At 68.8% G+C, this 25735-nt stretch carries 24 protein-coding genes; 12 read left to right on the top strand and 12 right to left on the bottom strand.

Going from position 1 to position 25735, the window contains the following annotated elements:
- The first annotated feature begins 48 nt into the window (after positions 1 to 48).
- The 4 genes from AW272_RS36035 to AW272_RS36020 all read left to right on the top strand — a co-directional run bounded on the left by AW272_RS36035 (position 49) and on the right by AW272_RS36020 (position 4852).
- A complete protein-coding gene (locus AW272_RS36035; RefSeq protein WP_066374573.1) occupies positions 49 to 543 on the top strand; it encodes a DUF1269 domain-containing protein in 495 nt (164 codons plus the stop codon).
- A 32-nt stretch (positions 544 to 575) separates the two neighbouring features.
- A complete protein-coding gene (ftsH, locus tag AW272_RS36030; protein ID WP_083959047.1) occupies positions 576 to 2528 on the top strand; it encodes an ATP-dependent zinc metalloprotease FtsH in 1953 nt (650 codons plus the stop codon).
- Between the two features lie 37 nt (positions 2529 to 2565).
- The gene (locus AW272_RS36025) at positions 2566 to 4056 is read left to right on the top strand and encodes a Fic family protein (protein ID WP_066374572.1); all 1491 of its coding nucleotides are present in this window, start codon (positions 2566 to 2568) and stop codon (positions 4054 to 4056) included.
- Between the two features lie 199 nt (positions 4057 to 4255).
- Positions 4256 to 4852 (top strand): DUF937 domain-containing protein, encoded by a 597-nt coding sequence (locus AW272_RS36020; RefSeq protein ID WP_157519108.1) that lies wholly within the window; start codon positions 4256 to 4258, stop codon positions 4850 to 4852.
- On the opposite strand, the gene AW272_RS36015 is transcribed toward AW272_RS36020, so the two are convergent.
- Complete coding sequence (locus tag AW272_RS36015; protein WP_066374632.1) at positions 4849 to 6702, bottom strand: CASTOR/POLLUX-related putative ion channel; 1854 nt, start codon at positions 6700 to 6702, stop codon at positions 4849 to 4851. The genes AW272_RS36020 and AW272_RS36015 overlap by 4 nt on opposite strands.
- 109 nt (positions 6703 to 6811) lie before the next feature.
- Between AW272_RS36015 and AW272_RS36010 the strand changes: the two genes are divergently transcribed.
- Entirely contained in the window at positions 6812 to 7408 is a 597-nt protein-coding gene (locus tag AW272_RS36010; RefSeq protein ID WP_218011167.1) for a Maf family protein, read from the top strand.
- A 50-nt stretch (positions 7409 to 7458) separates the two neighbouring features.
- Here the strand turns inward: AW272_RS36010 and AW272_RS36005 are convergent, their stop codons facing one another.
- Positions 7459 to 7767 carry a helix-turn-helix domain-containing protein gene (locus AW272_RS36005; protein WP_066374566.1) on the bottom strand — a complete coding sequence of 103 codons (309 nt, stop codon included), beginning with the start codon at positions 7765 to 7767 and terminating at the stop codon, positions 7459 to 7461.
- The gene (locus tag AW272_RS36000; protein ID WP_066374563.1) at positions 7767 to 8084 is read right to left on the bottom strand and encodes a type II toxin-antitoxin system RelE/ParE family toxin; all 318 of its coding nucleotides are present in this window, start codon (positions 8082 to 8084) and stop codon (positions 7767 to 7769) included. The genes AW272_RS36005 and AW272_RS36000 overlap by 1 nt, the downstream gene beginning before the upstream one ends.
- 161 nt (positions 8085 to 8245) lie before the next feature.
- Here AW272_RS36000 and AW272_RS35995 point away from each other — a divergent pair, with 161 nt between their 5' ends.
- Positions 8246 to 9052, top strand: a complete 807-nt coding sequence (locus AW272_RS35995) for an EI24 domain-containing protein (RefSeq protein WP_083959045.1) — start codon at positions 8246 to 8248, stop codon at positions 9050 to 9052.
- Here the strand turns inward: AW272_RS35995 and AW272_RS44600 are convergent.
- Positions 8999 to 9772 carry a DUF4326 domain-containing protein gene (locus tag AW272_RS44600; protein WP_066374560.1) on the bottom strand — a complete coding sequence of 258 codons (774 nt, stop codon included), beginning with the start codon at positions 9770 to 9772 and terminating at the stop codon, positions 8999 to 9001. The genes AW272_RS35995 and AW272_RS44600 overlap by 54 nt on opposite strands.
- Before the next feature lie 151 nt (positions 9773 to 9923).
- Between AW272_RS44600 and AW272_RS35985 the strand changes: the two genes are divergently transcribed.
- Complete coding sequence (locus AW272_RS35985; protein ID WP_066374628.1) at positions 9924 to 10967, top strand: DUF4192 domain-containing protein; 1044 nt, start codon at positions 9924 to 9926, stop codon at positions 10965 to 10967.
- Between the two features lie 205 nt (positions 10968 to 11172).
- Here the strand turns inward: AW272_RS35985 and AW272_RS35980 are convergent, their stop codons facing one another.
- A complete protein-coding gene (locus tag AW272_RS35980) occupies positions 11173 to 11514 on the bottom strand; it encodes a hypothetical protein (protein WP_066374559.1) in 342 nt (113 codons plus the stop codon).
- Positions 11515 to 11694: 180 nt separating this feature from the next.
- Between AW272_RS35980 and AW272_RS35975 the strand changes: the two genes are divergently transcribed.
- Entirely contained in the window at positions 11695 to 12258 is a 564-nt protein-coding gene (locus AW272_RS35975; RefSeq protein WP_066374557.1) for a DUF1707 and DUF4870 domain-containing protein, read from the top strand.
- A 151-nt stretch (positions 12259 to 12409) separates the two neighbouring features.
- On the opposite strand, the gene AW272_RS35970 is transcribed toward AW272_RS35975, so the two are convergent.
- The 4 genes from AW272_RS35970 to AW272_RS35955 form a co-directional block, all read right to left on the bottom strand.
- Positions 12410 to 13930, bottom strand: coding sequence for an ATP-dependent DNA ligase (locus tag AW272_RS35970; protein WP_066374556.1), 1521 nt, complete (start codon positions 13928 to 13930; stop codon positions 12410 to 12412).
- Between the two features lie 82 nt (positions 13931 to 14012).
- A complete protein-coding gene (locus AW272_RS35965; protein ID WP_066374554.1) occupies positions 14013 to 14387 on the bottom strand; it encodes an FKBP-type peptidyl-prolyl cis-trans isomerase in 375 nt (124 codons plus the stop codon).
- A 530-nt stretch (positions 14388 to 14917) separates the two neighbouring features.
- Complete coding sequence (locus AW272_RS35960; protein WP_066374550.1) at positions 14918 to 15562, bottom strand: YflT domain-containing protein; 645 nt, start codon at positions 15560 to 15562, stop codon at positions 14918 to 14920.
- A 76-nt stretch (positions 15563 to 15638) separates the two neighbouring features.
- Positions 15639 to 17078 carry a GuaB1 family IMP dehydrogenase-related protein gene (locus tag AW272_RS35955; RefSeq protein ID WP_066374548.1) on the bottom strand — a complete coding sequence of 480 codons (1440 nt, stop codon included), beginning with the start codon at positions 17076 to 17078 and terminating at the stop codon, positions 15639 to 15641.
- Between the two features lie 65 nt (positions 17079 to 17143).
- Between AW272_RS35955 and AW272_RS35950 the strand changes: the two genes are divergently transcribed.
- A complete protein-coding gene (locus AW272_RS35950; protein ID WP_066374546.1) occupies positions 17144 to 17605 on the top strand; it encodes a GyrI-like domain-containing protein in 462 nt (153 codons plus the stop codon).
- Here AW272_RS35950 and AW272_RS35945 read toward each other — a convergent pair.
- Positions 17587 to 18246 carry a nitroreductase family protein gene (locus AW272_RS35945; RefSeq protein WP_066374544.1) on the bottom strand — a complete coding sequence of 220 codons (660 nt, stop codon included), beginning with the start codon at positions 18244 to 18246 and terminating at the stop codon, positions 17587 to 17589. The two genes, AW272_RS35950 and AW272_RS35945, sit on opposite strands and share 19 nt — an antisense overlap.
- Positions 18246 to 19340, bottom strand: a complete 1095-nt coding sequence (locus AW272_RS35940) for a CaiB/BaiF CoA transferase family protein (RefSeq protein ID WP_066374542.1) — start codon at positions 19338 to 19340, stop codon at positions 18246 to 18248. The genes AW272_RS35945 and AW272_RS35940 overlap by 1 nt, the downstream gene beginning before the upstream one ends.
- An 85-nt stretch (positions 19341 to 19425) precedes the next feature.
- Here AW272_RS35940 and AW272_RS35935 point away from each other — a divergent pair, with 85 nt between their 5' ends.
- From AW272_RS35935 to AW272_RS35925, 3 genes are all read left to right on the top strand, one after another.
- Entirely contained in the window at positions 19426 to 20409 is a 984-nt protein-coding gene (locus AW272_RS35935; RefSeq protein ID WP_066374540.1) for a 2-hydroxyacid dehydrogenase, read from the top strand.
- Positions 20410 to 20535: 126 nt separating this feature from the next.
- The gene (locus tag AW272_RS35930; protein WP_066374626.1) at positions 20536 to 21894 is read left to right on the top strand and encodes an FAD-binding oxidoreductase; all 1359 of its coding nucleotides are present in this window, start codon (positions 20536 to 20538) and stop codon (positions 21892 to 21894) included.
- Between the two features lie 7 nt (positions 21895 to 21901).
- Entirely contained in the window at positions 21902 to 23161 is a 1260-nt protein-coding gene (locus tag AW272_RS35925) for an SAM-dependent methyltransferase (RefSeq protein ID WP_066374538.1), read from the top strand.
- 49 nt (positions 23162 to 23210) lie between these two features.
- Here AW272_RS35925 and AW272_RS44595 read toward each other — a convergent pair whose 3' ends face one another.
- Complete coding sequence (locus AW272_RS44595) at positions 23211 to 25577, bottom strand: PQQ-dependent sugar dehydrogenase (RefSeq protein ID WP_218011166.1); 2367 nt, start codon at positions 25575 to 25577, stop codon at positions 23211 to 23213.
- Between the last annotated feature and the right edge of the window lie 158 nt (positions 25578 to 25735).

The raw sequence follows: 25735 nt of genomic DNA, 5'->3' as shown, positions 1-25735 counted from the left end.
TCATCTGGGGAAATATCCTCCTATCTGGACTTCGGGGGGAGCTCCATCATGGCAACGTTGATCGCTGTCGCGTATGACGACCTCGGTACCGCCGTACAGGTCAGGGACAAGCTTTTCGAGCTGCAGAACGAGCACCTGATCACACTCACCGACGCCGCGATCGTCGAGCACACGGCCGAGGGCAAGATCAAGATGAAGCCGGCCGTGAACCTGGCCGCCACCGGCGCGGCGGGCGGCGCCCTGTGGGGCGGCCTGATCGGCCTGATCTTCTTCATGCCACTGGTCGGCGCGGCCGTCGGCGCCGCGACCGGCGCCCTGGTCGGCTCCAAGACCGACATCGGCGTCGACGACAAATTCATGAAGGACGTCGCCGAGGGCCTCAAGCCGGGCGGCGCCGCGCTGTTCCTGCTGGTCGAGGACAGCACCCGCGACAAGGTGCTGCCGAAGATCGCGCCCATGGGCGGCCGCATCATCCACACGTCGCTGTCGCAGGAGGCGGAGAACCAGCTCAAGGAGGCCATCGAGGCGGCCCGCCACCACTGACGCACGTCCACCTGACACGAGAAGAGGGCGACGTGGGTGAGCCGCCGAACGACTTCCGGGAGGGGGATCGCGACCGTCCGGACAGCCGTCCGCAGAAGGACAAGGACGGGGACGAGACGAAGCCCTGGCGGGCCGAGGGCCTGCCCCCGCCCAAGCCGAACCGCCCCAAGATCAACTGGTGGCGCTTCGCGCTGACCATGGCGCTCACCTATGCCGCCTTCTTCATCGTCAGCTCGTTCTTCGACGGCGCACCCGTCCGGACGATCTCCTACACCGAGTTCATCCGGCAGGTGAACGGCGGGAACGTCAAGGACATCTACGCCACCGGCATGTCCATCACGGGCAACCTGAAGAAGGCCCAGCCGATCCCCGGCGACAAAGAGAAGGACACGTTCACCAAGTTCTCCACGGTCATACCGGTCTTCGCCAACCAGGACCAGATCTCCCAGCAGCTCAGCCAGCAGAACGTGATCGTCCAGGCCGAACCCACCACCGACCAGCGCGGCACCTTCTGGAACCTGGTGCTTTCCCTGCTGCCCATCCTGCTGCTCGCGGGTGTCTGGATCTGGTTCATGCGCCGGGCAGGCAACATGATGGGCGGTGGTGGTGGCGGCCTCGGCGGCATCGGCCGCAACCGCGCGGCCAAGCCGGTGGAGAGCGGCAAGGTCCGCGTCGACTTCTCCGACGTGGCCGGCATCGACGAGGTCGAGAACGAACTCATCGAGATCGTCGACTACCTGAAGGAACCCGGCAAATACCGCCGCCTGGGCGCGAAGCTCCCGAAGGGCGTGCTGCTCACGGGCCCGCCCGGCACCGGCAAGACTCTGCTGGCCCGTGCGGTCGCCGGAGAGGCGAGCGTGCCGTTCTTCTCCGCCAGCGCCTCGGAGTTCATCGAGATGATCGTCGGCGTCGGCGCCTCCCGCGTCCGCGAACTGTTCGACGAGGCCAGGAAGGTCGCCCCGTCGATCGTCTTCATCGACGAGATCGACGCGATCGGACGCACCCGGGGAGCCTCGACCATAGGGGGTCACGACGAACGCGAGCAGACCCTCAACCAGGTCCTGACCGAGATGGACGGCTTCACCGGCAACGAGGGCGTCATCGTCATCGCCGCCACCAACCGCCCGGAAGTCCTCGACGCCGCGCTTCTCCGGCCGGGCCGCTTCGACCGCAACATCGTCGTCGCGCCACCCGACCAGCAGGGCCGCATCGCGATCCTGCGCGTGCACACCCGCGGTGTGCCGCTGTCCCCGGCCGTGCAGTTGCCGGCCATCGCGAAGAGCACTCCCGGCATGACCGGCGCCGACCTCGCCAACCTCGTCAACGAGGCGGCCCTGCTGGCCGCCCGCCGAGGCCACAACGTGGTCAGCCCGGCGGATTTCGCCGACGCGCTGGAGAAGCTCCAGCTCGGTACGGCCCGCGCCATCGTGATGCCGGAGGAGGAACGCACCCGCACGGCCTACCACGAGGCGGGCCACGCCCTCCTGGGGATGCTGCTGCCGGGCGCCGACCCGGTCCGGAAGATCTCCATCATTCCGCGTGGCCGGGCGCTGGGAGTGACCCTGTCGACGCCAGACGACGACCGGTACGCCTACGACGAGCGCTACCTGCGCGGGCGGATCACCGGGGCGCTGGGCGGGATGGCGGCCGAACAGGTGGTGTTCGGCATCGTGACGACAGGGGCGGAGAACGACCTGGAACAGGTGACCTCGATCGCCCGGGGGATGGTGGGGCGGTGGGGCATGTCGCCACTGATCGGCCCTCTGACGATCCTGCCGACCGAAGGTCCGCCCCAGGCCGCATCGGCGACGCTGGCGTCGGTCGACGAGGAGGCGAGGCGGATCGTGGACGAGTGCTACGGCGAGGCCCAGCGTCTCATCACCGACAACCGGCATCGGCTGGAGGGCATCGTCTCGGCCCTGCTCGACCGGGAGACCCTCGACGAGGCCGACGCTTACGCGGCGGCGGGCCTGAGCCGCGACTGACGCCACCACTCAGCGGTGATCTCCTTAAACTGGCGCGATGGACGTTGACCGGATTCCCTGGAAGCGCATCGAGCCGTTGACGTCCATCAACGGCGAGATAGCCACCCGGCTGGCCGGAGTGGACGCGCTGCAGTCGGCCTGGAAAGACGTGCAGGCCAACGCGACCCCGGCGGAGGTGGAGGCCTCACTCAAGCGACGCCTGCGCAGGCACGCCATCGAGACCGGAATCATCGAACGACTTTATGACGTGAGCTGGGGAGTCACCGAAGCGCTCGTGGCCGAAGGGCTGACGACCGAGGTGGCCCTCGCCGAGGGCGACATCACCGCCTCGACTCTGGACATCATCAGAGATCAGTTCGAGGCTCTCGCCTACCTGGTCGACTGGGTGAGAGAAGGCCGTGACCTGTCCGTCGGCTTCATCAAGGGCCTGCACGGGATCATCGTCCAGCACCAGCCCACCTACGAGGCCAGATACCAGTTCGGCCGGACGGTTCCGCTCCCGCTGGAGCCGGGGACCTGGAAGGAGCTCGACAACCGGATCACCAGGTCGGACGGGACGATCCTCGAATGCACCCCGCCGCTCTTCGTCGAGGAGGAGATGGAGCGGCTGGTGGAGCTCTGGAAGCAGACGTCCGGCCAGCACCCCCTGATCCAGGCGGCTTGGCTTCATCATCGGTTCATCCAGATCCATCCGTTCGCCGACGGCAACGGCCGGGTGGCCAGGGCGCTGACCCTGCTGTCACTCCAGCGGGGCCACTACGCCCCCATCACCGTCGACCGGCTCCAGCGTGGTGAGTACATCGCCGCCCTCGACGAGGCGAACGCCGGAGACCTGCGTCCGCTGGTGCGGTTCTTCACCCGGCTGGAGGAGAAGGCCCTCCGAGCTGAGATCCAGGCGCCTCTTTCTCCGGTTCCCCAGGCCAGCGGCGCCCTCGCGGTCGCGAAGGCATACGCGACGCGGCTGCGCGCCAGGGAACTGGGCGAGCTGAAGACGAAAGCGGATCGCAGCGTCCAGCTCGCGAACGCGGTGCACGCGAATCTCCTGGGCTATTTCGAGCCGTTCAGCAACGACCTCGGGAACGTGTTCAAGGAGTTCGACGAACGCGCGGGCACCTCGGTCGACCAGGCCGCACCGCCCGACTCCAAGTCGGGCTACTGGCACGGGCAGCTCGTCCACGCCGCCAACCTCGCCGACTTCCACACGAACCTCGCCGACGGGTCCTGGTGGGTGCGCCTGCACCTCCGGGTTCGCGGGAGCCTGCTGCGGTTCATCACGGCGGTCCAGAAGGTCGGGCAGGGGGAAACCGGCGTGCTCGCGGTGACCGTCTACGGCGAGGTGCTCAACGCCGCGACCTCTCCTGGCGAGCGGCAGGAGTTGCTCTTCCGGATCTTCGAACATCCGAACACACCTGACAGCGCCACGCTGGTGTACACCGATGACGCCGAGGAACGGTGGCCGGAGATCCAGCATCTCGTCGACGACGCGCTGGCCGTCGCCATCGGGCGGTTCTCGGAGCATCTGGCTTAGGAGCCGGCGGGCTCTCCGGATCTGCCGACGCATGTCGCCCTGCGCCGGGACTGTCTCAGGGTGGGCGGGAGCCGTAACGGAAGGAAACCCATCAGCGGGCCTGGAGCGACAGCGGTGATTTGGTGCAAAGCAGGCATTACCCCTAAATCGGACCGGGCAGATTGATCGCGGAACACTTCTGAAACGGGGGAGACCGACCGTGAGTCAGTCGAGTCAGTCGATGCACGAAGAGATCATCACCAAGCTGGGCCCGCAGGGGATCCAGCAGATGGCGTCCCTGCTGGGGACCGACGCCGAGTCGGCCAAGCCGGCCATCCAGGCCTGTCTGGCCACCGTCATCTGCGGCATGGCCCGCAACTGTGGCGAGCCCAAGGGCGCGCAGCAGCTGCGTGCCGCCATGGACGACCACTCGTCCGCCGACCCCTTCCGGGACGTCGCCGGCCTGGCGAACGACCAGGACGGCCAGCGCATCCTGGCCCACGTCCTCGGGGTTCCCGGCAGCCGTCAGGCCGCTGAGGGCATCGCCCAGTTCATGGGCATGAACTCGGGCGCCATCATGAAGATGATGGCGATGGTCGCGCCCATGGCGATGGCCATGATGGCCCACCGGATCGACGAGAACCACCTGGACGCCACCGCCATGGCCCGTGAACTCCGTCGCCAGGAGTCGGCGATGAGCACGACCAGCTTCGGCGACATGCTCAGCGGCGTCCTCGGCGGGATCTTCGGTGGCGCGCAGCAGCAGCAGGGCGGCGCCAAGCCGAAGTCGAAGCCGCAGCGGGGCCAGCGCGTCTAACGCTCCGCCAGCACTATCACCTTGTCACCGGCCTCAAAGGTGAGCTCGGCCGACTTGGCCGGATTGAGCACAACGCCGAAGTGGGGCGGTTCGCTGACGCGGGCCGCCCGCCGGTAGCCGATGGCCGTCTCGCCTCTGCGGCGGGCCGATTCGATCACCGTCGCGAACGTGACGGGACGGCCATCGGTGACGTAGTCGCTCGACGGTCTCGGGTAGATCTCCGAGCCGCGCGAGTCGAAGAGGTAGCCGAAGACCTCGGACAGATGGCGGTTCTCGGCGAGCTGCGCGAGCAGCAGGCCGATGACGGTGTCGCTGATGACGATGTCGTCGGCCTCGGTGACCTCGGCGAGTTCCCTGTTGTTCTCGTCGTGCATCTCGCTGACGATCGAGTATCGCTCGTGCATGACCGTCTGCATGTCGCGCAGCTGCAGCAGCGACATCAGCGTGCGCGTGTCGGCGTGGTGGGCCTCGAAGCGGTCGTCCGACAGGACGATGACGTGCTGGTAGATGCCCACGCCGAGCGATTCCAGGGCGAAACGGTCGGTGGTGTCGCAGTCCTTCACGTTCAGCGTGAGGTTGCGCAGCCCGACCAGGTTCCCGCCCGCGTCGGGATGCCCCGCCGCCACGTCGAGCACCGAACCGGGCGCCACATAACCGTCGAGATACCGCACGATCGTGCCCGCGCGGCCGTTCCACCCGAGCACCAGCGTGCGTTCGGGTTCCAGCCTGGTACGGCCCGCGCGCACGATCGCGTCCTCGGCGATGTCCGGGGCTTTCTGCGCGAGCCGGATCGAGGAGTCGTCCTGGGCGATGACGATGACGACGTCGCCGTCGGCGATCGCCGTGTCCATCGGCGGGTTGAGCTCCACACCGGTGGCGCGCTTGAGGCCGATGACGGTGGCGGTCTCGAAAGCGGTCAGAGCCTGGCTGTACGTCTTCCCGGTCAACGACGGGAACGCGCGCAGATAGATCTCGCCGTCGTCGAAGTTCAGCAGGTCCATGCAGACGACCGACATGCCCGACTGCCGCGACGACTGCACGATGAGCCGCGCGGACGTGTCGTCGGAATCCACCAGATGCACCCCGGGCCCGCCCGCGAGCCGCGCCGCGGCCATGTTGCCCGACTTCGCGATGGCGGCGACGACCGGCGGGTGGTCGCCCCGGCGCTTGGCGAGGGCGAGCAGGGTCTTGATGACGTGGGCGTCGGGATCCTCACCCGAAGGCGACAGGACGACGATCGACCGCGCCGCGCCCAGATTCATGAGGTCGAGGTGGCCCGATTCGGTGGGCCGGCCGGTGCGGCAGACGATGCGGGTCCGTCTCGTGTCGGGGATGCGGTCGCGGAGGTCGTCCTCCATGGCGACCTTGTCCTTGTCGGCGAGGATCGAGATGACCGACTTGTGGTTCCTGGCCTTCACGAGTTCGGCGACGATGGTGAAAACCTGGTCGGACCAGCCCAGGATGACCGTGTGCTGCGACTCGATGATGCGCGACCGGCCCTTGCGTAAATCTTCGACCTTGGTCTTGAGCCCCGCCGACAGCAGACCGACGAACAGCGAGACGAAGAACAGGCCGCCGAGCGAGGCGATGAGCATGATGGCCAGATAGGGCGCTGTGCCGTCGTCGGAGGCGATCTTCCCCGGGCTGAGCGTGCGCATCAGCGAGGCCCACAGCGCCCCCGAGAAGCCGTTGTCGATCTCACCGGGCGTCAGCCAGACGGCGAGCCCGCCGACCCCGACGATCAGGCTCGCGCAGAACGCGGCCAGCCATCCGATCAGCGCACCGGTTCCCCGGGACATGGTGTTGTCGAACCAGTACCGCGCCCTCTCGCGCACACTCGCTTTCGCCACGTAGCCTCCCCCGCCGCCGGTCAACCCGGACAAGGTACCCCTCATGACCGTCAGCCCGCATATCGGTTGACAGTCGCCGAAAACGACTTCGGGACTAAGGTGGGCTGACGTGACCGAGCTCATTCTCGCCTCCGCGTCCCCCGCTCGCCTCGGCGTTCTCCGCGCCGCCGGGCTGGAGCCCAAAGTCATCGTGAGCGGCGTCGACGAGTCCGCCATCACCGCGCCGACCCCTGCCGACCTCGCCCTCGTGCTGGCGAAAGCCAAGGCCAGGGCGGTCGCCGACGGTGTTTCCGGGGCTGCGTTGGTGATCGGGTGCGACTCCGTGCTGGAGTTCGACGGGGTTGCCTACGGGAAACCCGCATCGGCCGAGGAGGCTACGGAACGGTGGCTCTCCCTGCGCGGACAAACCGGACGCCTGCTGACGGGCCACAGCGTGATCGACGTGGCTTCGGGACGCGAGGTGGGAGAGACGTGCGCGACGACCGTCCACTTCGGGGTTCCGTCCGACGCGGAGATTGCGGCCTATGTGGCGAGCGGGGAACCGCTGCACGTGGCGGGGGCCTTCACGCTCGACGGGCTGGGCGGCTGGTTCATCGAGGGAATCGAGGGAGACCACGGCAACGTGCTGGGCATCTCCCTTCCTCTCGTACGCCGCTTGCTGGGCGAACTGGGGGTCGAGGTCACCGGGTTGTGGACCCGGGGATAGCCCTACGGTTCGTGGGGTCGTCGCGACTTCCCAGGCCTGGTCGGGTGGGGTCAGGCCGCGTGGGCCTCGAACCAGACCGACCCAAGGTCGTGCCCGGCAGTGAGCCGCACGTCGGCGTCGAGCGCGGCCGCGAGCAGTCGGAGCAGCGCCACCGTCGGCGGAGTGCCGCCCTCTTCGATGCACTCGATCTCGTCGGCCGTCAGCCCGGCTCGTTCCGCGAGTTCCGGCACGGAAAGGCCGAGCTCGTTGCGGCGGTCGTAGAGCGCCTTGCCGAAGGCCAGGGACTCTCTGATGGCGATCCGCTCGGGGTCCTCGGGTTGTTCCTGGGGACGGACCCAGCGGGTGTGGTGGCCGGTCATCACACCTGCCTTTCGAAGATCTCGACGGCGCGTCCGTGGTGGTCGCGCTCGCAGAGCTTCTGCGCCCGCACCGCCCGGTCGATCTCACGTTGGTCGTGCTGTCTGGTCTTGCGGAAGACGGTGAGAAGCACGAGCCTCCCGTCCGCAGTACACCAGTACGTTACCCGGATCGCCATCCCATGAAGACGGATGCGGAGTTCCCAGACCGGGCCTTCCAGATGATCCGACCACGGGCTTCCCAGCGAAGTGCCTCCCTCTGCGAGGAGGCCCGCCACCTCGTCGACGCGCTTGTAGTCGCCGTCGCTGAGCGCCGTCAGCCAGGCCCGGACCTCGGGCTCGATCTAGAATCCGTACAGCTCCCCTCTACGCACGGACCGGGACTTTACTCAAAGTAGCCGCGTGATTGCGAACTGGGATTCGCGTAACGGTACAACTCTGCAGATCGCGGGTGGGGCGGGGATTCGCTAGCCTCGCCCTCATGGTCGGTGGTGGGCCCGTGCGTCAGCAGGCCGGTGGGTTCTTCGATGGTGTCAGGTGCTATTTGCGGGGGATCGGGTGGATGGCCCGGCATCCCCGCTGGTGGCTTTTCGGGTTGATCCCGGCGTTGATCGCGTTCGCGCTGTTCGCGGGCCTGTTGGTGCTGCTCGGCACCAACGCCGGTGAGATCGCCGCCTGGATGACGCCGTTCGCCGACAGCTGGGGGTGGCGGGAGGCCTTCCGTACCCTCGTCGGGGTCCTGCTCGTCATCGTCGGGGTCGCGCTCTCGATCGTGCTGTTCACGGCCGTCTCGCTGGCGATCGGGGAGCCGTTCTACGAGAAGGTCTCCGAGCAGGTCGAGGAGAGTCTCGGCGGGCCCGTGCACCACGACGACACGCCGCTCCTGTTCAGCATCCTGCGGTCGATCAAGGACAGCCTGATCACGCTCTGCTATGTCCTGCTGTTCACGATTCCGTTGTTCGTCCTCGGATTCATCCCGGTCGTCGGGCAGACGGTCGTCCCGGTCATCGGCGCGCTCGTGTCCGGATATTTCCTGACCGTCGAGCTCACCGCACTGGCCATGGAACGCCGGGGGATCCGCCGGAAATACCGCTTCGCCGTGTTGAAGGCGAATCGCGGGATGACGCTCGGGTTCGGGACGGCCGTCTTCGTGACGTTCCTCGTCCCGTTCGTGGCGATCGTGGCGATGCCGTGCGCCGTCGCGGGGGCCGCGATGATGGTGCGCGACCGGATGCTAGTTCAGGGGCCGGGGCAGCCGGCCTTCCAGCCGCCGCCGCACCGCCTGTAGCTCCGCGATCCCGTCGTCGATCAGGCCGATCCAGCGGCGGATCGCCTCGGGGGTGGGCTCGCCGTCGAGTTCGCCCATCAGGTCGCGGACGGCAGACAGCCGGGGCTCCGGCTTGCGTCCAAGATTGGCCATCAGCCCGGCGGTCGCGATCTGCCGGTTGGCGTGGTGACGGGTGAAGCCCCAGCGCTGCCGGCAGTAGTCGTCGAACCCGGCGTAGGAAGCCCGGTAGAGCCGCAGGTCACGGATGCGGGTGAGGGCCTGACCGGTCCGGCCGAGCCCGCCGGTCCCGGCTGCCTCGATCTCCGCTTCGGCCTCCAGGAGTGTGGCTTGTTCGTCCCGCGACAGCGCGGGCCGGGCCACCACGCCACCGGCGAGCCGTTTGAGCACCTGCCCGTGGCACGGCCCCGGGACGCACCAGCATCCGAGCACCTTGCCGCGCAGTTCGGGCACACGTTCCAGCAGCTCGGGCCGCCCGATCAGGTAGGACTCGTAGCGGCGTAGCTGCTCGCCGCGCAGCGCGTCGTCCTTCTCGTGGGGGTTGGCCCACTCGCTGCGGGTGTCGATGCGGACGTACAGGCCCTCGGTGCGCGCCCACGCGATCAGGTTCGGGTGACCTCTGCGGCGGTTCATGCTGACGATGACCGTTTCTCCGGCCAGCAGGCTCTCGAGCCGGGCCCGCTCGTGGCCGGACCATTCATCGGTGACCGGAACGTCTCGCATGCCCGTCAACGCTGCTCCCCTCGACGCACAACCGTCCCATGCCGCGCGGTTCCATTTGCGGTTTCCAGAGCTATGCCCATAGCGAACGCGGTTTTCCACAACCGCAACGATGTCCGTTTCCTATTTTCCGTACGCCACCACGATCGCCCCCATGCCCATCGATCACCGGCTCCGCCTGTCGTCCCCGGCCGACATCCTGGCGGCCATTCCCTACCTGCTCGGCTTCCACCCCGCCGACAGTCTCGTCGTCATCGGCCTGGAATACGTCGCGGTCCGCGTCGCGACACGCTGGGATCTCCCGCTACCTCCCGGTGCCCTCGACGACCTGCTGCCGTTGCTCGCCCGCGAGAAGGCCGACGCGACCATCCTGGCCGCCTTCGGCCCGGCGACCCTGACCGCGCCCGCCCTGGACGACGCCGTGCGCTTCCTGTCGACGACCGGCATCGGCGTCCACGACGCGTTACGCGCCCACGACGGCCGCTACTGGTCCCACCTGCGCCCGTGTCCCCCCGACGGCGTCCACTACGACGCCGAGGCCCACCCGGTCGCGGCCGAGGCGGTCGTCCGAGGCATGGTCGCCCTCCCGGACCGCGAGGCGATGGAACGCACCGTCGCGCCCGCGATCGGCCCCGCCCGCGAGGCGATGAACCGCGCGACCGAACAGGCCGAACGAGAGGTGTGGGGCTGGGTGGAGAAGGCCGATCCGGCCGCCTACCTGGCCGACGGCATCGCCCGCGTGCGGTCGGCCGTCGAGTCCTACGAACGCGGCGTCCGGTTGTCCGACGACGACGCCGCCCGGCTCGGCCTGGCGCTGTGGATGATCCGGGTCCGCGACGAGGCCTGGACCCTCATCGACGACCGCCCCGCCCACATGACGCTGTGGCGCGACCTGACCCGCCGGTTGTCCCCGCACCTGGTCACCCCGGCGGCGTCACTGCTCGCGGCCTCGGCCTGGCGGATGGGCGACTGCGCACTCGCCTCGATGGCACTCGACCGGGCGCTGAAGGCCGAACCGCGCTACACGATGGCATTGATCCTGACGGAGGCCATCGCCCGACTGCTGACCCCGCAAGACGTCGGCGACCGCATGCCGACACCAGAACAGCTCGACCGTGAGATGGGACCGCCGCTGATGAGCTGGTTCACCCCGATCCTGCAGCGAATCACCGACCCTGACCTGGTGCCGCATCGATGAGGCGGCCGTTCGAGCGTGAGGGCTGGCGCGTGACTCGCGGCCGACTTCGGTGCCGCATCGACAAGGGCACCGGCGCGTGTCTCGCGGCCGAATCGACAGGGGGACGCGCATTCACCCTGCTGCGGGCTCGGCGGAAATCCGGGGCCCGGGGTTCGGCGGGAAAAGGAAAACCGGGTCTGCCTCCGTCGACGGTGGCGAACCCGGTTCAGACCTCGTCCGCCTGGCGGCGGCGTTCGTTGTAGGCGCGCATTCGGGCCGGATATCCCGTCAGTTGCACGTCATACACGGGAAGCCGCAGGTTGTGGGCCACCTTTCTGATGACCGCGGGGGAGCCGACCCGGCGCCGCGTCCATTCCCCGTCGTGGGCGACCGCGACGGCGGTGGTGTCGGTGGCGAAGGTCTCCGGCTCGACGTAGAACTCCACGCCGACGCGGGTCTTCGCGAACTCGATCAGGGCCTCGATGTCCTGATCGGTCGCTTCTCGGTCGAAACGCTGCACTTTCGGACCTCGGTTACGACGGAGTCCGTAGCGGTCACGCCATCTCATACCCCTTGTATACCGTCCGATCGGGCATCGCGCGTCCCTCCGACACATCTCCGGGGCGGGTCGGGGTCATCCCCGATTCTTCTGTGTCATGGTGTCGGACAGGATGGGAAGAGGCAGACTCGAAAAGACACATTTCTTTGGAGAAGGCAGGGTTTCATGGCGGCGTCGTTCTCACCTGCAATGCCGGGCCGCGGACCCGTACCGCCGGCCCAGCTCCGCGTCAGCGACGCCGATCGCGACCAGGTCGTCGAACACGTCAAAGCGGCCTACGCCGAGGGCCGCCTTGATAAAGACGAGATGGACCTCCGGCTCGACCACGCGATGACCGCACAGACCCACGCCGACCTGATGCCCATCATGGCCGACCTCTACAACCGCGTCCCCACGGCCATGTCCTACCCGAAGCCCCACGACGAACCGGCCCGCGCCGTCGACGCGACCGATCGCGTGGCGGGCGCCGCCGCCCACCTGATCACCCTGACCGGCCTGTTCGTCGTCGGCCCGCTCATCATGCTCCTCACGGCCGGCCGCACCTCGCCCTACGTCCGCCGCCAGGCCATGGAGGCACTCAACTTCCACCTGACCGTCTTCGGCGCCACGATCCTGCTCCCGTTCACGATCGTGGGCATCGTGCTGGTGCCGCTGTTCTGGGTCCTGGGCATCGTCCTGTCCATCGTCGGCGGAGCATCGGCCCTGGTCGACGGCGAGTTCCGCTACCCGCTGACGGTCCGCTTGATCAAGTAACCCGACTCGTCCATCAGAGAAACGACTTCTTCCTTCGTTACGGCTCCGCCTACTCCGACACCGCCCGCCATCTCCGCCGCGCCCCGCAGCCGGCGCCAACCGGCCGCGCCCGCCTCGCCCGGCAACGAGAAGGCATGACCGGGAAGGCCGGTCAGGCCGGGGGCAGCAGGGCACGGACCGCTGACACGGGGTCGGCGTTTTCGGCGCGTTTGTCCGGGCGGTAGCGCAGCACGCGGGCGAACCTCAGCGCCATGCCCCCCTCGTACCGCGTCGATCGCTGCACGCCGTCGAAGGCGATTTCCACGACCAGTTCGGGCTTGAGCGGGACAGTCCACTCCGTGGTGGGTCCGTCGGCGAGTTCCAGAAAACGCTCCGTCTGCCAGGCCAGCAGTGCGTCGGTCAGACCCTTGAAGGTCTTGCCGAGCATGACGAAGCCGCCCGTCTCGGGGTCGTACGCCCCAAGGTGCAGGTTGGAGAGCTTTCCCTCGCGCCGCCCGTGACCCCACTCCGCGGCCAAAACCACCAGGTCGAGCGTGTGCCGGGGCTTGACCTTGATCCAACCGGCCCCGCGCCGCCCGGCCGCGTACACCGTCGACGGCGCCTTGACCACCACGCCCTCGTGACCGGCGCGGACCGCCTCGGCGAAGAACTCCTCGCCCTCCTCCGCGTCCTCGGTGACCACTCGGGGAGTGATCAGCGTAGAAGGGACCGCCGCGGTGAGGGCGGCGTGGCGGTCGGCGTCGGGGAGGTCGAGCAGGTCGGTGCCGTCCACGCGGAGGGCGTCGAAGAAGAAGACGCTCAGCGGGACCTCGCGTGGCCCGATCTTGGTCGCCACGCGGCTCGCCGTGACCTGGAACGGCAGGGGGCTGGCGTCCTCGCGCAGGGCGATGACCTCGCCGTCGAGGACGATGTCCGTCGCGGTCAGGCCGCGGACGGCCTCGACCAGTTCGGGCACCTGCGCGGTGATGTCTTCGAGGGTCCTGGTGAACACCCGAATGTCGTCGCCCGAACGGTGCGCCTGGATGCGGATCCCGTCGAGCTTCCACTCGATCGCAGCGGGGCCGCCGATCTTCTCCAGGGCCGCGGTCACCGTGGGCGCGCTCTGGGCCAGCATCGGGGCGACCGGGCGCCCGACCTCCAGGTGGAAGTCGCGCAGGGCCGTCACGCCTCCGGCCAGGGCGGCCGCGCCCACGGCGGGCAGCCAGCCCCGGAGCATGAGCGCGCGGCGTACCTCCGCCGACGGGACGTCCGCCGCTTTGGCGATGGCTTCGATCATGACGCCGTCGAGGGCGCCCTGGCGGAGTTCGCCGGTCAGGAGGCGGCTCAGGAAGGTCTGTTCCTGGCGGGTCGCGGCGCCGAACAGCTCGGTGACGAGGGTGCGGCGGGCGGTCTGCGAGCCGGGGCCCGACTGGGCTTTGATGCGTTCGAGGTAGGCGTCGATCTGGGTGAGGGTGGCGGTCGCGGCCAGGCGGGGTTCGGGGAGCTCCTGGAGGGAGCGCCAGCCGACGCCGATCTGGCGCTGGGGGAGTTCGCCCGACAGGTAGGCGATGGCGATCTCGGCCTCCTCCGGGCCCACCCGGGCGAGCAGTTCCGCCAGATGGCGGATTTTCGCCAGCCGGGCCGAGTCGGCGGCGACGGCCGCGGAGGTCCTGGCAAGATCAATCAGCAACACACCGTAATCCTGCCGTACCAGCCCTTCCAATGCCACGGCCCGGCCGCCTCGCGGGGACCGGGCCGTGACAATCAGGCGAACGTCAGCTCACGCCGAGCAGGTCGACGACGAAGATCAGGGTCTCGCCGGGCTTGATGGCGGCGCCGGCGCCCCTGTTGCCGTAGCCCAGGTGCGGCGGGATCGTGAGGCGGCGGCGTCCGCCGACCCTCATGCCGGCCACGCCCTGGTCCCAGCCGGCGATGACCCGGCCGCCGCCGAGCGGGAACTGGAACGCGTCGCCGCGGTTCCACGAGGCGTCGAACTCCTCGCCGGTGGAGAACGCGACGCCGACGTAGTGCACACTCACGCTGTGCCCCGGCTTGGCCTCCTCGCCGTCGCCGACAGTGAGGTCGACGATCTGAAGGTCGGCGGGCGGGTTCCCCTCGGGAAAGTCGATCTCGGGCTTCTCGAGTGCCACGGTGGGTCTCCTTGTTTCATGGCGCGTCGTTCTGACGCCCGGACACACCGGCCGAAGCGACGCGCCGCCCCCGACCGGCCGCCGACCCCTCTGCGGGCCGGACCGCACGACTCTACCGGTCCCTCCGCACACCTCGCCGGTCGTGTCGCCGCCTCGCGGCCAAAGGCACGATGACATGCGCGGACATCCGGCCTGAGCCCTCTCGCCGCCGCGTCCGCAGGCAGCTCAGATCAAGAAATATCCGGTACGAGGTCGGTCGGCACCCGGCGAGGATCGAGTCACGATATTTCCGCTACGCCACCGCGTAGCAGCCCGCATCGGATTGTCGGCGCCTCGGGTGCCGGACTTCTCAGAAGAAGGCCGGTCAGTGTCGGGCGGAGGACAGATCGCGATATTTCCGGTACGACATCACGCGCATCCCCGCGTTCTCGTTGTCCCCTGGCCGTCTGGATCGCCAGGTAGGCGGCATCCCGCGTCCATCTCGCAGACTCTCAGGTCACGAAATTTCGGGACACCGCCCTAGCGAAGGCTCAACTGCGCTTCGTGCTCGCGTCCGATTCCTCGGCGCGGCGCTGGGCCGGGATCTCGTGCTCGGCCGTCATGCCGTCAGAGGTGGCGGGGGGCATGCCGTCCGAGGTCGCGGGGGGCATGGTGCCGGCGCTCGGGGGGCGGGGGACGACGACCGTCTCCGCGGGGGCGAGGCCGCCCTGGACGATGGTCTGGGCCCGCTCCCAGAAGCCGGCGGTCACCAGGACGTCGTAGCGGCCGGCCACGATCGAGTTGCGGCTGGTGAAGTCGCGGACGCCGCCCTGGAACATGTGGCTGGTGAAGCCGAACGCCGCGCCCGCGACGGCGCCCCACAGGATCGACCAGAGGACCAGCGCCACGAACGAGGTCGTGGTGGTCGTGAACAGGCCCAGGAACAGGCCGACGACGAGGCCGAAGACCCCGCCGCTGACGGCCCCGGTTAAGGCCGCGCGGCCGTTGGTGAGGCGGCCGGTGACCTTCTCCTCCATGCGGAGGTCGGTGCCGACGATGGCGATCTCCTGGACCGGGAAACCGGCGTCCGACAGCGTGTCGACGGTCTTCTGCGCGGCGGTGTAGCGGTCGAAGCTGACGAGCAGGCGCCGGTCCGCCAGATGCATGGCCGGGCCGTGCGTGGGCGTTTCGTACATCAGGGCCTTCTCCTCGGATCGCTTGGTGGAAGACCCGCCCTCTACCCGCACGGCCCGCCCCATCACTCGAACGGGGTCACCAGCTTTGGTGGAGCGGCATGCCCTCGCTGTAGCCGGACGCGCTCTGCACGCCGATGACCGCCCTCTGGTGGAACTCGTCGAGGCTGGTCGCGCCTGCATACGTACACGAGGATCGGAGGCCCGCCACGATGGCGTCGATCTGATCCTCCACACCCGGGCGGGCCGGGTCGAGGTACATGCGCGAGGTGGAGATGCCCTCTTCGAACAGCGCCTTGCGGGCGCGGTCGAACGGGGTGTCCTCGGCGGTGCGGAGCTTGACCGCGCGGGCCGAGGCCATGCCGAAGTTCTCCTTGTAACGGCGGCCGTCGGCGGCGGTGCGGGTGTCTCCCGGCGACTCGAACGTCCCGGCGAACCACGAGCCGATCATCACGTTCGACGCCCCGGCGGCCAGGGCCAGCGCGACGTCACGGGGGTGGCGCACGCCGCCGTCGGCCCACACGTGGCGGCCGAGCCGGCGGGCCTCACGGGAGCAGTCGAGGACGGCGGAGAACTGCGGGCGGCCGACGCCGGTCATCATCCGGGTCGTGCACATCGCGCCAGGCCCGACGCCGACCTTGATGATGTCGGCCCCCGCTTCCACCAGGTCGCGGACCCCTTCGGCCGTCACCACGTTGCCGGCCGCGATCGGCACGCCGGGGTCGAGGGCGCGGACCGCGCGCAGCGCCGCGAGCATCTTCTCCTGGTGGCCGTGCGCGGTGTCCACGACGAGGACGTCGGCGCCGGCGTCGACCAGTTCCTTGGCCTTGGCGGCGACGTCGCCGTTGATGCCGACGGCGGCCGCGATCCGCAGCCGGCCCGAGGTGTCGACGGCGGGCTGGTAGAGCGTGGCCCGCAGCGCGTTGGTGCGGGTCATCACGCCCACGAGCCGCCCCTCGCCGTCGACGACGGGAGCGAGCTTGTGGCGGCGGTCGTGCAGCAGGTCGAACGCGGTCTGCGGGTCGATGCCGGCGGTCAGGACCTGAGGCGAGGGGGTCATCACCTCGCCGAGCTGGGTGAACATGTCGACGCCCTGGCAGTCGGCCTCGGTCGCGACGCCGACGGGCCGGTTGTCGAGGTCGACCACGATGACCGCGCCGTGGGCCCGCTTGGACAGCAGGGTCAGCGCCTCGCCGACGGTGTCGTGGGCGGTCAGCGTGATCGGCGTGTCGTGGACGAGGTCGCGGCTCTTGACCCACGAGATCACGTCGGAGACGACGTCGATCGGGATGTCCTGCGGGATGACGGTGATGCCGCCGCGCCGGGCGACCGTCTCGGCCATCCGGCGGCCCGCGACGGCGGTCATGTTGGCCACGACGATCGGGATGGTCGTGCCGGTCCCGTCAGGGGAGGACAGGTCGACGGCGAGTCGCGACCCGACGTCTGACCTCGAAGGGACCATGAAAACGTCGCTGTAGGTGAGGTCGTACGGCGGGGTCATGTCATTGATGAATCGCACGTCTGTCCAGACTACTTGGGTTACATAGGATTACGGCTGATCACCATTCGTCGAGGGGAACGATCTTGATCATTGCCGACCGGCCTGAGTTGCTCGTCGTGGGATATGCCATCCGCACCACCAATGACGCCGAGGGAGACCCGGATCGCGCGCTGCTTCCGGCGCTGTGGCAGCGCGCGGGCGCTCCGGGTGCTTTCGCCCACGTGCCGGGACGGGTCGACGAGAACATCTACGCCGTGCTGACCGACTACGAAAGCGACCACACCGGGGCATATACCCAGGTCGTTGGCATTGCGGTGCATACCGCCGCAAGGCTACCTGAGGGTATGGTGGCGGTCCGGGTGCCGGGGGTGCCGAGCCTCCATCTGGAGGTGCGCGGCCCGCTGCCCCAGACGCTGATCGAGGCCTGGCAGTACCTGTGGCAGCACCCCGGCCAGCGGTCGTTCACGACCGACCTGGAGGTTCACCACCAGGCCGGTGTCGATCTCTACATCGCGGCCCGGTCGAACTACTCCGAGGCCGGGTAGTTCCAGAGGGGTTCGTCGGCTTCGAAGCCGACCGGTTCGCCCCACTGATTGCGGTAGCTCACCTCGTGGACCGGCCGCCGGGGGGCCACGCCCCATCTGCCGGTGGGGTAGCCGAAGGTGACCGTACAGGCGAGTTCCCAGCCCTTGCCCTCGGGCACGCCGAGGATCTTCATCGCCTCGGGGCCGTGGAAGAGGCCCAGAACCGTGGTCAGGGCGGTGCCGACGCCGTGGCCACGGGCGGCGAGCTGGGCGCTCCAGACCGACGGGTAGATCGAGCCGCCGCTCGCGTCGTTGCGGGTGAACGCGAACAGCAGCAGCGGATATTCGGCGAAGTGGTCGGCCAGGTGCTGCGACGACCTGAGCACGTTGAGGGTCCGCTGGTCGCCGGTGGCCTCGGCGACCTCGCGCTTCTCCTTGTAGTGGCCGGAGTAGAGACGGCCCAGGGAGTCCTGGTAGAGCGGGGCCAGCTGATCCTTGATCGACTGGTCGTCGACCAGCAGGAACCGCCAGCTCTGGGCGTTGCCGCCGCTGGGGGCGCGGACGGCGGCGTCCAGGATCTGCCGCTGAACGTCCATCGGGATCGGGTCGGGCTTGACCCGGCGCATCGCGCGGGTCGTGTAGAGGGCCTCCAGCAGGTCCATCAGGCCAAGAGTCCTTTCGCTCGCAGGTGTGTCGTGGTGTCTTCGGAAAGGCCCCACCCGGTGAGGTCGTCGAGGCGTGTCGCGGGGGCCAGGTCGCCGGTGCCCGCGCCGAGCAGGCGGGGGGCGGGGGCCGCCTGGGCCAGGCCGCCGATCTCGACGAAGGTGCCCCGGGCGGCGTTGTGGGGGTGGTCGGGCGCTTCGGCCACGTCCAGGACGGGGGCCACACAGGCGTCGGAGCCGGCGAAGACGGCCTCCCACTCGGCGCGGGTGCGGGTCTTGAACGCCTCGGTCAGCCGGTCTCGGAGCAGGGGCTCGGGGGGATCGGACAGCTCCAGCCCTCGAAGCAGTTCCGCGTAGAACTGGGGTTCCAGGGCGCCGACCGCCATGAACTTCCCGTCCTTGGTCTCGTACGTGTCGTACCTCGCCGCCCCGCCGTCGAGGAGGTTGGTCCCTCGGGGGCCCCAGAAGCCCGCCTGGCTCAGCGAGTAGAACATCGAGAACAGCAGCGCGGCCCCGTCGACCATCGCGGCGTCGACCACCCGCCCCCGGCCGGTCCGCTCGCGTTCGAGCAGGGCGAGCAGGATCCCGTACGCCAGCATCAGCCCCCCGCCCGCGAAGTCGCCCAGCAGGTTGATCGGCGGCGTCGGCCTCTCGCCGGCCCGGCCGAGCTGGGACAGCACCCCGGAGATCGCCAGGTAGTCGATGTCGTGCCCGGCCCGGGGGGCCAGCGGCCCGTCCTGGCCCCAGCCGGTGAGGCGGCCGTAGACCAGGCGCTCGTTCACGGCGTGGACGTCGGCCGGCCCGATGCCGAGGCGTTCGGCCACACCGGGGCGGAAGACCTCGATCACCGCGTCGGCGTTGCGCGCCAGTTCGAGGAACGCGGCCACGCCCTCAGGGGACTTCAGGTCCAGGCCGATCGAGCGTTTGCCCCGGTCCATCACCTCGCGCCGGGGTGTGTCGGTCACCGCGGCGACCCGATCGACCCGCAGTACGGACGCGCCGTGGTCGGCCAGCATCATCCCGGCGAACGGGCCCGGGGCGAGTCCGGCCAGTTCCAGCACCTTGATTCCGGCAAGCGGGCCGCTTGTCTCCATGCTCACGGAGGTCAGTAGAACAACATTCGGCAACGACCCGCAACCCGGTCGCGCCGTGTCGGGCGCGGCATGGCAGTCTGAGCGCATGACCGACTTAGGGCGTCCCTGGCGGTTGCTGGCGCTGCCGCCTCTTCCCGCCGACGCCATGCGCGGGCTCCTGTCCGGTCTGGGCGACCGGATCGACGTCGTCACCCCCGAATCCCGCGATCGGAACGCCATGCTCGAACTGCTGCCGGAGGCCGAGATCGTCGTCGGCGACTGGAGTTCGCAGCTCGTCCTCGACGCCGAGGCGGTGGCCCTCGCGCCGAAGCTGGCGTTCGTGCAGCAGCCCGCCGTCGGGATCGACGGGCACGACCTCGGCGCGCTCGCCGACGCCGGGGTGCCCCTCGCCAACACGGCGGGGGTGAACGCCATCGCGGTCGCCGAATGGTGTGTCGCGGCGGCGTTCGCGCTGGTCCGGCGGCTCGTCCAGGGCGACGCCGACGTGCGGGCCGGGAACTGGCCGCAGCTCACCCTCCAGCCGCGCGAGCTCTCGTCGTGCCGGGTCGGGCTGGTCGGGTTCGGCCCGATAGGAGCGGCCTGCGCCCGGATGTTCTCGGGGATGGGGTGCGAGGTGACCTACTGGTCGCGTACCGAGAAATCGGACACCTACGGCGCCACCTACATGGGACTGGACGAACTCGTAAGAACCAGCGACATCGTCGTGATCGTCGTCGCGCTGGCCGCCGAGACGCGGGGCATGTTCGACGCGGCCCGGCTGGCGATGATGAAGCCCGGCTCGTTCCTGGTGAACGCCGCCCGTGGCGGCATCGTCGACGAGAAGGCGCTCGTCGAGGCGGAGAACCTCGCCGGAGTGGCTCTCGACGTGTTCGTCACCGAGCCGCTGCCGCTGGATGATCCACTGCGGTCGAGCGACCGGATCCTGCTCTCGCCGCACGCCGCCGGAGTGACTCCGCAGTCGACCACACGGCTCATTCAGTGTGTGGTCGGGAACCTCGCGGCGGCCGTCGGCGGGGCGCCGGTGATCAACGTCGTGAACGGTGTGAATCCGGTCATAAAACGCCGCTGACCAGGTCCGGACAGTTTTCCGGTGCTTAACGTGTCGAGTCTGGTATGCGGGGGTTTCGGGGGATATGGTGCGCTTGGGAAGATCTCTATCACGACTACACATGGGGGTGGCGTCATGCCCGAGCGCATGACCAGTATGACCACCCATAGGAGAGCGGTCGAGCAGATTCGCGACTCCTACGCGGCGATTCCCGAAGGCTCGGCCCCGCGCCTGGCCAAAGCCACCACGAACCTCTTCCGTTTCCGTGAGCCGGCGAACGGCGCCAAGCTCTCGGCGCGCGATCTCGACCAGGTCATCCACGTCGACCCGGAGACGATGACCGCCGAAGTCCAGGGCATGACGACGTACGAGGACCTCGTTGACGCCACCCTGCCGCACGGACTGATGCCCTTCGTGGTGCCGCAGCTCAAGACGATCACGCTGGGGGGCGCGGTCACCGGTCTCGGCATCGAGTCCACGAGCTTCAAAGACGGCCTGCCCCACGAATCCGTGGAGGAGCTGGAGATCCTGACCGGCGACGGACGCATCGTCGTCGCCCGCGCCGACAACGAGTACGCGGATCTCTTCAACGCCTTCCCGAACTCCTACGGGACGCTCGGCTACGCCCTGCGCATCAAGATCAGACTGGCGCCGGTCAAGCCCTACGTGAAGCTGACGCACCTGCGCTTCTCCGACGCGGCCAAGTGCATGCTGGCCATGCAGGAGATCTGCGACCGGCGGGAACACGAGGGGGAGAAGGTCGACTTCGTCGACGGCACCTACCACTCGCCCGACGAGATGTACGTCACCATCGGCACCTTCGCCGACCGGGCGCCCTACGCGTCCGACTACACCGGCATGCGCATCTACTGGCAGTCGATGCGCAGCCGCAGCCGCGACTGGCTCGCCATCCGCGACTACCTCTGGCGCTGGGACACCGACTGGTTCTGGTGCTCCCGCGCGTTCGGCGTCCAGCAGCCGCTGGTACGTTCCCTGATGCCGAAACGCTGGCTGCGCTCCGACGTGTACCGCAAGCTCGTCGGGCTCGACCAGCGCTACGGCATCACCGCCCGAATCGACCGCTGGCGGGGCAACCCCCCGCAGGAGTCGGTCATCCAGGACATCGAGGTTCCCATCGATCGGGGCGCCGAGTTCCTGGACTTCTATGTCAACCACGTCGGGATGACCCCCTTGTGGATGTGCCCGCTCAAGTCGACCCGCGACTGGTCCCTCTACCCATTGGAGACCGGCCGCCTCTACGTGAACTTCGGATTCTGGGGCATGGTGGCCCTGCCCCGGGGCCAGCAGGACGGCTACTACAACCGCGCGATCGAAAAGGCCGTCCACCAGCTCGAAGGTCACAAATCCCTTTACTCGTCGTCCTACTACGAGCGCGAGGAGTTCTGGGCGTTCTACAACGGGGAGGCCTACTGGCCGGTCAAGCGGTCGTACGACCCCGGAGGTCGGCTGCTTGACCTGTATGAGAAGTGTGTACGGGGAAGGTGATGCACGCATGACACTCGCCGAGATCTTCGAAAAGGTCGTCGGCACGGGAGCCGGCATCGAGTTCCACGCCTACGACGGGAGCAAGGCCGGCCCGTCGATGGCCGACATCCGGCTTGAGGTGAAGTCGCCCGTCGCGGTGGCCTACCTCGCGCAGGCCCCCGGCGAAATGGGTCTGGCCAGGGCATACGTATCCGGGCACCTCGATGTGCACGGTGACATGTATGACCTGCTCGACCGGATGTGGTCGATAACGCTCCACGATCTGCCGTTGACGGAGAAGCTCGCCGCCATCCGGGCCCTCGGACCCAAACCGCTGCTGATGCGGGTGCCGTTGCCCCCGCAGGAGGTTCGGCAGTCGGCGATGGCACGGCTCGGCAGCCGCCACGCCAAACAGCGTGACGCCGAGGCGATCCACCACCACTACGACGTGTCCAACCGGTTCTACGAGTGGGTGCTGGGGCCGTCGATGGCGTACACCTGCGCCGCCTACCCGGAGCAGGACAGCACGTTGGAGGAGGCCCAGTTCGCGAAGTTCGACCTGGTCGCGAAGAAGCTCGATCTGAAGCCCGGCATGCGGCTGCTCGACGTGGGCTGCGGCTGGGGCAGCATGGTCCGCCACGCTGCCAAGCACTACGGAGTGAAGGCGCTCGGCGTCACGCTGTCCAAGCAGCAGGCCGAATGGGCGCAGAAGGCCATCGCGGAAGAAGGCCTCGGAGACCTCGCTGAAGTGCGATTCTCCGACTACCGCGACGTCACAGAAGGCGACTTCGATGCGGTGAGCTCCATCGGCCTGACGGAGCACATCGGCGCCAACCAGCTGAAAAGCTACTTCTCATTCCTGTACGACAAACTCAAGCCGGGCGGTCGTCTGCTCAACCACTGCATCACCCGGCCGTCCTCGAGAGACCGCACCATCAACAAGACCGGCTTCATCAACCGCTACGTGTTCCCTGACGGGGAACTCGAGTCGGTCGGCACGCTGATCCGAGAGATGGAAGACGTCGGTTACGAGGTCCGGCACGAGGAGAACCTGCGCGAGCACTACGCGCTGACCCTCCGCGACTGGTGCAGGAACCTCGACGACCACTGGGACGAGGCCGTGGCCGAAGTCGGCCAGGGCACCGCCCGCGTCTGGCGCCTCTACATGGCCGGATGCATCGTCGGCTTCGAGCGCAACAAGGTTCAGCTCCACCAGGTGCTCGGCGTCAAGCTGGGCGAGGACCAGAAGGCCCACGTCCCGCTGCGGCCGTCGCGCGACTGGCCCTGACCGTCCACATGAAGAAGGGACCCCGGGCATCCGGGGTCCCTTCTTTCTTCTACGAGTTGAGACTCACCTTGATGATGCGGTCGTTGCCGTCGGCCTGACCGCCGTTGTCGTCGGTGTTGCTGGTGGTGATCCAGATCGCCTGCTCGTCTGGCACCCGCTCGACCGCGCGCAGGCGGCCGTAGGTGTTGGCGTAGTAGGAGATCGGGTCGCCCGCCTCGGTGCCGGTGAGCGGGATCGCGTAGAGCCGCTTGCCGCGCAGCGCCGCCATGTAGACGACGTCGTCGACGATCGCGATGCCGCTCGGCGACGCGTCGGCCGTCGACCAGGTCTTCTTCGGGTTGGTCATGCCGGGCTCGTCACACGTGCCCTCGCACTTGGGCCAGCCGTAGTTCTTGCCCGGCTCGATCAGGTTGAGCTCGTCGGTCGAGCTCGCGCCGAGTTCGGCCGACCAGAGGCGGCCCGCGGAGTCCCAGGCCAGGCCCTGCGCGTTGCGGTGGCCGAGCGAGTAGACGCGCGAGTCGTCCGGGTTACCCTCGGCTGCCGCACCGGTCTTGGTGATCCGCAGGATCTTGCCGTTCAGCGAGTCCGGGTCCTGCGACAGGCTGGTCTCCTGCGCGTCTCCGGTGGAGACGTACAGGAAGCCGTCGGGGCCGAACTTCAGGCGGCCGCCGTTGTGGTAGGTGCTCTTCTTGATCCCGGTCAGGACCGGCGTGTACGCCAACAGGGTCGTGCCGTCGTACTCCATCTTCGCGACGCGGTTGCCGTCGGACGAGGAGTGCATGAAGAACACGTCCTTGTCGGTGGTGCCGTTCCAGCCGGGGGAGAAGGCCGCGCCCATCAGGCCGCCCTCACCACCGGTTCCCATCGATTCCGGTACGGCTCCCGCCTCGGCCTTGGCGCCGTCCTTGTTGACGCGGAAGACCTTGAAGCTGTCCCGCTCGGTGACCAGCGCGAAGTCACCGGCAGGCGACCAGGTGATGTCCCAGGGGACGGTCCACTGCTGCGAGACGACGGTGGGGGTTCCAGGCACGCCGGGCGCGCCGGGGGTGGTGGGAGTGGGGGTCGGGGTGGGCGTGGGCTCGACGGTCGGCGTGGGCTCGACGGTCGGCGTCGGTTCCACGGTCGGCGTCGGCTCAATGGTCGGCGTCGGTTCCACGGTCGGCGTCGGCTCAACGGTCGGCGTCGGCTCAAGCGTGGGCTCAAGCGTCGGTTCCACCGTCGGTTCGACTGTCGGCTCCACCGGCGGGGTGGCGCAGGGGGTCGGGGTGCCGGTTGGGCTGAAGCTCGGCGTCGGCGTTTCCGAGACGGTCGGAAGACCGGTCGGCGTCTGGCTCGGCGTCACCGTGGGCTCGGCGGTCGGTGTCTCCGAAGGCCGGGCCGTCGGGGTCACCGTCACCGTCACCGTGACCACCGGCTCAGGTTCGGGCGTCGTGAAGGTCGTCGCGGTCTCCGCCGGCGGGATGACCGGACACGGCGGCAGCGGTGCGCAGGTCGGCGTCGGCTCGGGCGTGACCGTCAGGCTCGGCGTCGGTTCCGGTGTGCCGGGACCACTCGACGGCGTCGGGAGCGGAGTCTCCGAAGGGCCGGCGGATGGGGTAGGCGTGGGAGCGGGCGTCTCCGGGAGACCCGACGGCGTCGGCTCCGGCGTCGTCTCCTCCGGGAACCCGGGCACCGGGTCGGTGAGCGGGATGACCTCGAGGTCGCACGGCGGCGGAGGCGAGCAGGTCACGGTGGGCGTCGGTGCCGGGACGGGCGGGACGCTCTCGCTCGGCGTCGGCAGCGGACCCGACGTCTCCTCGGGCTGCGTCCGCGCCGCGGCGTCCGGCAGCGTGGAAGGCGTCTCCGAGGGCGTCACGGTGGGTGTCACGGAAGGCGTCGGCTCCGGTGCCCAGGTCGGACACGGTTCCGGGACCACGCAGCCCACATCCGGCGGGCTCACTTCCGGCACGTCCGGCGGGGTCTCACCGTCGGGCGGCATCGGGCTGACGCAGGGCGTCGGCGTGGACTCGGGCGTGGGGTCGAGGGTGGGTTCCGGTGTGGGCTCCCCGGAAAGCGACGGGCTCGGAGCCGGCGTCGAAGGCGGCGTGGTCAGCGGGAACAGGCTGATGCTGTCGAGGTGCGGGTTGCCGCGCCGCGTGGTGGCCACGACCTTGACGACGGACTCGCCCTCGGGCAGGTCGGCCTCGACCGCGACGGAACGCCAGTAACGGGACCCCCGGAACCGCAGGTCCTCGGCCACGACCTCGTCGTTGACGAGCAGGTCGGCGTGGAGGGTGCGGCTGGTCAGGTAGCGGATGTGGATCCGGTTGGGACCGGCGCCAAGCGGGGTGACCGTCCATTCGACGAAGTTGCCGCGCCGGTCGGCGCCGTTGACGTAACCACGTCCGGTGAATCCCCAGAAGCGTTTCTGGACCACGCCTCGGGATATTGCGGCCGTTTCGGCCTCGTACCGAATCCCTTTCATGTATTGAGTCGTGCGTTTCTCTGGTGTGTTCGTGCTGGCCGTGGACACGGGCACCATCACCGATCCGGTGATGAGTGCGCCTGTCACGAGCAGCAATAACGATCCGGTGA

The sequence above is a fragment of the Herbidospora mongoliensis genome (assembly GCF_001570545.1).
In the GTDB taxonomy this organism is placed as follows: domain Bacteria; phylum Actinomycetota; class Actinomycetes; order Streptosporangiales; family Streptosporangiaceae; genus Herbidospora; species Herbidospora mongoliensis.
The sequence above is the reverse complement of the archived record's forward strand: the minus strand, read 5'-3'. Positions and strand labels throughout refer to the sequence as shown.

Excerpts from the sequence above, each read along its gene's own strand:
- AW272_RS35980 (WP_066374559.1), bottom strand. The coding sequence starts at position 11,514 with ATGAGATGGCGTGACCGCTACGGACTCCGTCGTAACCGAGGTCCGAAA.
- AW272_RS35940 (WP_066374542.1), bottom strand. The coding sequence starts at position 19,340 with ATGGAGACAAGCGGCCCGCTTGCCGGAATCAAGGTGCTGGAACTGGCC.
- AW272_RS35935 (WP_066374540.1), top strand. The coding sequence starts at position 19,426 with ATGACCGACTTAGGGCGTCCCTGGCGGTTGCTGGCGCTGCCGCCTCTT.
- AW272_RS35925 (WP_066374538.1), top strand. The coding sequence starts at position 21,902 with ATGACACTCGCCGAGATCTTCGAAAAGGTCGTCGGCACGGGAGCCGGC.
- AW272_RS35945 (WP_066374544.1), bottom strand. The coding sequence starts at position 18,246 with ATGGACCTGCTGGAGGCCCTCTACACGACCCGCGCGATGCGCCGGGTC.
- AW272_RS44600 (WP_066374560.1), bottom strand. The coding sequence starts at position 9,772 with ATGCGAGACGTTCCGGTCACCGATGAATGGTCCGGCCACGAGCGGGCC.
- AW272_RS36025 (WP_066374572.1), top strand. The coding sequence starts at position 2,566 with ATGGACGTTGACCGGATTCCCTGGAAGCGCATCGAGCCGTTGACGTCC.
- AW272_RS36035 (WP_066374573.1), top strand. The coding sequence starts at position 49 with ATGGCAACGTTGATCGCTGTCGCGTATGACGACCTCGGTACCGCCGTA.
- AW272_RS35930 (WP_066374626.1), top strand. The coding sequence starts at position 20,536 with ATGACCAGTATGACCACCCATAGGAGAGCGGTCGAGCAGATTCGCGAC.
- AW272_RS35985 (WP_066374628.1), top strand. The coding sequence starts at position 9,924 with ATGCCCATCGATCACCGGCTCCGCCTGTCGTCCCCGGCCGACATCCTG.
- AW272_RS35960 (WP_066374550.1), bottom strand. The coding sequence starts at position 15,562 with ATGTACGAAACGCCCACGCACGGCCCGGCCATGCATCTGGCGGACCGG.
- AW272_RS35995 (WP_083959045.1), top strand. The coding sequence starts at position 8,246 with ATGGTCGGTGGTGGGCCCGTGCGTCAGCAGGCCGGTGGGTTCTTCGAT.
- AW272_RS36005 (WP_066374566.1), bottom strand. The coding sequence starts at position 7,767 with ATGACCGGCCACCACACCCGCTGGGTCCGTCCCCAGGAACAACCCGAG.
- AW272_RS35975 (WP_066374557.1), top strand. The coding sequence starts at position 11,695 with ATGCCGGGCCGCGGACCCGTACCGCCGGCCCAGCTCCGCGTCAGCGAC.